A 4326-nucleotide genomic window follows, 5' to 3' on the forward strand; every position below is an offset into this window, starting at 1 on the left:
ACCAGTCCACAAACGGCGCCAACGCCGCCGCACACTCCGCGATCCGCCCCGAAAACACCGGCGAGGACGCCAGCAACTCCGCACCCATCCCCGCCCACTGCGCCCCCTGCCCCGGAAACACGAACACGGTTCTGCCGTCGACGTCGGCGGTTCCCGACACCACCGCCGGGTCGGGGGTGCCCGCCGCGAGCGCGCCGAGCCCGGTGAGCGCCTCGTCCCGGCCGCCCGCCACGACCACCGCGCGGTGACCGAGCGCGGCACGCGTGGTGGCCAGCGAGAAGCCGATGTCGGTGAGCGGCGTCTGCGCATGAGCGGGCATGTCGTCCCGCAGGCGGTGCGCCTGCGCGCGCAGGGCCTGAGCCGTACGCGCCGAGATCGGCAACGCCGCCACACCCGGAACCGCGCCCCCCTCGGGAACCTCCTCCGAGGTCTCGCCCGTGAGCTCGGGGGCCTGCTCCACGATCACATGCGCGTTGGTGCCGCTCACCCCGAACGACGACACCCCCGCCCGACGCGGCCGATCCACCTCCGGCCACGCCCGCGCCTCCGTCAGCAAACGCACCCCACCCGAGGACCAATCCACCTTCGACGACGGCGCATCCACATGCAACGTCGCCGGCAACACCCCCCGCCGCAACGCCTCCACCATCTTGATCACACCAGCCACACCCGCAGCCGCCTGCGCATGCCCGATGTTCGACTTCAACGACCCCAACCACAACGGACGACCCTCCGCCCGCCCCCGCCCATACGTCGCCAGCAACGCCCCCGCCTCGATCGGATCACCCAGCCGCGTCCCCGTCCCATGACCCTCGACCACATCCACATCCACCCCCGACAACCCCGCATCCGCCAACGCCGCAGCGATCACCCGCTCCTGCGACGGACCATTCGGCGCCGTCAACCCATTCGACGCCCCGTCCTGATTCACCGCCGACCCACGCACCACCGCCAGCACCCGATGCCCGTTACGCCGCGCATCCGACAACCGCTCCAACACCAGCACCCCCACCCCCTCGGAGAAGCCGAACCCGTCGGCCGCCTCCGCGAACGCCTTACAGCGCCCGTCCGGCGCCAGCCCGCGCTGCCTGCTGAAACCGATCACGCCCTCCAGCGTGGACATCACCGACACCCCGCCCGCCAGGGCCATCGAGGTCTCGCCGTTCCGCAGCGACTGCACGGCCAGGTGCAACGCCACCAGCGACGACGAACACGCCGTGTCCACCGTCACCGCCGGACCCTCCAGACCGAACGTGTACGACACCCGCCCGGTCAGCACGCTCGCCGCCTTGCCGATGACGAGGTAGCCCTCGTCGGCCTGGCCCTCGGTGCCGTTCTTTCCGTAGTCCTGGCCATGGGTGCCCATGAAGACCCCGGTGGCCGTGCCGGCGAGGGAGGTGGGGTCGATGCCCACCCGCTCCAGCGCCTCCCACGACACCTCCAGCAGCAACCGCTGCTGCGGGTCCATCGCCAGCGCCTCCCGCGGCGAGATGCCGAAGAACGCCGCGTCGAAGTCGGCGAGGCCCCGCAGGAAGCCGCCGCCCCGCACGTACGTCCTGCCCGGCGCGTCGGGGTCGGGGTCGAACAGGTCGTCCAGGTCCCAGCCCCGGTCGTCGGGGAACCCGCCGATCGCGTCGCCGCCGGACTCCACGAACCGCCACAGGTCCTCGGGCGAGTTCAGGTCGCCCGGGTAGCGGCAGGCCATCGCGACGATCGCCACGGCGTCCTCGTCGGAGCCGCGGGTCCCTGCGGAGGCCCGGCTCCGCCGGTCCGCCTGCCGAGCGGGGGCGGACGGCCGGGAGACCCCGGACAGTTCGGACCGCAGGTGCTCGGCGAGCCGGGCCGGAGTGGGATGGTCGAAGACCAGGGTCGCGGGCAGCCTGCGCCCGACGCTCTCGCTCAGCCGGTTGCGCAGCTCCACCGCCGTGAGGGAGTCGAGCCCGAGCTCCTTGAACGCGCGGCCGGGTTCGACCGCGTCGGGACCGTCGTGCCCGAGGACGGCCGCCGCCGCCTGCCGGACCAGGGTGAGCAGGTCGGAGGGGTCGACGGGGCCGGACGCGGCGGGCTCGGCGATCTCCGTCCGGCGGGTGCGTGCGGGCACCAGCGCGCGCAGCAGCGGCGGGACCTCCCCACCGGCGCGGAGCGCGGCCAGGTCGAGCCGGATCGGCGCCAGCGCCGGGCGGTCGCCGTCCAGCGCGGCGTCGAACAGCGCCAATCCCTGCTCCGCGGTCAGCGGGCGCGTCCCCGAGCGCGCCATCCGCGCCAGGTCCGCCTCGGAGAGGCGGCCGCCCATTCCGGCCGTCTCGCCCCACAGCCCCCACGCGAGCGAGACGCCGGGCAGGCCCTTCGCCCGCCGGTGGCGGGCGAGCTCGTCGAGGAAGGCGTTGGCCGCCGCGTAGTTCGCCTGGCCGGGGCTGCCGAACATGGCGGACGCCGAGGAGTAGAGCACGAACGCGGCCAGGTCCAGGTCTTCGGTCAGCTCGTGCAGGTGCCAGGCGCCGTCCACCTTCGGCCGCAGGGCGGCGTCCCACTGGCCGGAGCCGAGCGAGGAGAGCACTCCGTCGGCAACGACCCCGGCGACGTGGACCACGCCCGTCAGCCGGTCGCCGATCTCCCCGACGACCTCCGCGAGGGCGGCGCGGTCGGCGACGTCGGCGGCGACGGAGCGCACCCGCGCCCCGTGCGCGGACAGCTCCGCGCACCATTCCTCCGGTGCCCCGGACCGGGACAGCAGGGCCAGTTCGGCGACGCCGTGCGCCCTGACGAGGTGCTCGGCGACCAGCCGGCCCAGGCCGCCCGTGGCCCCGGTGACCAGCACGGTCCCGCCTGCCAGCCGCGAGCGTTCCGGCGGCGGCGCGACCGGCGCCCGGCCCAGCCGCGCCACCAGCACACGCCCGTCGCGTACCGCGATCTGCGGTTCGTCCGGCACCGACGGCAGCGCCGCCTCGATCGCGGCGTCGCTGGGGTCGTCGGTCACCAGGGACGCGAACCGTCCGGGGTGCTCCGACTGGGCGCTGCGGAGCAGTCCCCGCACGGCCTCGTGCACGAGGTCGTCCGGCCGGGTGACGACCAGCAGGCGGGCCGTCGCGGCGCGCGGGTCGTCCGGCCATTCCCGCAGGACGTTCAGCGTCTCCAGGCCGACCTGGTGCACGCGTTCGGGGACGGACCGGCAGGGGTCCCCGTCGCCGACCCGGTGCACGACGACCTCCGGCACGGGGCGCCCTGTGTCAGAGACACCGCCGGAGACGCCGCCGGGCGCGGGGCCGGCTGGGACCCACGTGACCTCGAAGAGCCGATCACGCGTGCCGCGCGCGGTCAGCGCGCCGGGCGGCACGGGGCGAACGGTCAGCGACTCGACGTCGACGACCGGCGTCCCGGACGGGTCGGCCGCGCTGACGGAGATCGTGTCCGGCCCGGTCGCGGTCAGGTGGACGCGCAGCGTGCGGGCACCGGTCGCGTGCAGGCGGACCCCCGACCACGAGAAGGCCAGGCGGGGGCGGTCAGGGCCGGGAAGCAGGCCCGCAGCGGCGATCGGGTGCAGGGCCGCGTCGAGCAGCGCCGGGTGCAGTCCATACCCGGCGGGATCGGCCGAGTCCGGCAGCCGCAGTTCGGCCCATGCCTCCCCCTCGCCCACCCACACGGCGTGGACCGCGCGGAAGGCGGGGCCGTACTCGACGGTGAGCTTCTCGTAGAAGCCGTCCAGGTCCAAGGGCCGCGCGTCCGCGGGAGGCGGCCAGGGGACGCCGCGGGCGGGTCCCGGCTCGTCCACATCCAGCGTCGCGGCGGCGTTCTCCGTCCACTCCGCGTCGGCGGCGGCACGCGTGTGAACGCGCGCCGACCGCCCCTCGACGGCGATCTGGACGTCGAGTGCGCCGCCCTCGGGGAGCACGATGGGCGCCGAGCTGGTCATCTCGGCGACGACGGGGGCGCCGCGCAGGTCGCCGATGTGCCGCAGCGCGTCGAGCAGGGCGGTGCCGGGAAGCAGCACGGCGCCCTCGACCCGGTGGTCGGCGAGCCACGGGTGGTCGCGTTCGGTCAGCCGGGCGGTGAAGAGCGCGCCGCCTGAACCGGCGAGCGGAACGACGGCGTCCAGCAGCGGGTACCCAGCCGGCTCGCCCGGTCCCGAGGCCGCGCCCCGCGACGGCCGGAGCCAATAGCGCTCGCGTTGGAAGGCGTAGGTGGGCAGGGGAACCGTCCGTGTGCCGGTGTAGAGGGCGTTCCAGTCGATGGGGACGCCGCGGACGTGGAGTTCGCCGGCCGACAGCAGCAGCCGGCGCAGGCCGCCGTCGTCACGGCGCAACGTGCCGGTCACCACCGAAGGCTCAG

1 protein-coding gene is annotated in these 4326 nt (G+C 75.0%); it reads right to left on the reverse strand.

All coding sequences use genetic code 11. The features are described 5' to 3' along the window. Nucleotides 1–4312 (reverse strand): SDR family NAD(P)-dependent oxidoreductase (locus QSK36_RS42885; protein ID WP_285786417.1); only part of this gene is annotated, 4312 nt, incomplete at its 3' end. Between the last annotated feature and the right edge of the window lie 14 nt (nt 4313–4326).

Origin of the sequence: Microbispora sp. NBRC 16548 (genome assembly GCF_030268985.1) — a bacterium.
Classification (GTDB): domain Bacteria; phylum Actinomycetota; class Actinomycetes; order Streptosporangiales; family Streptosporangiaceae; genus Microbispora; species Microbispora catharanthi.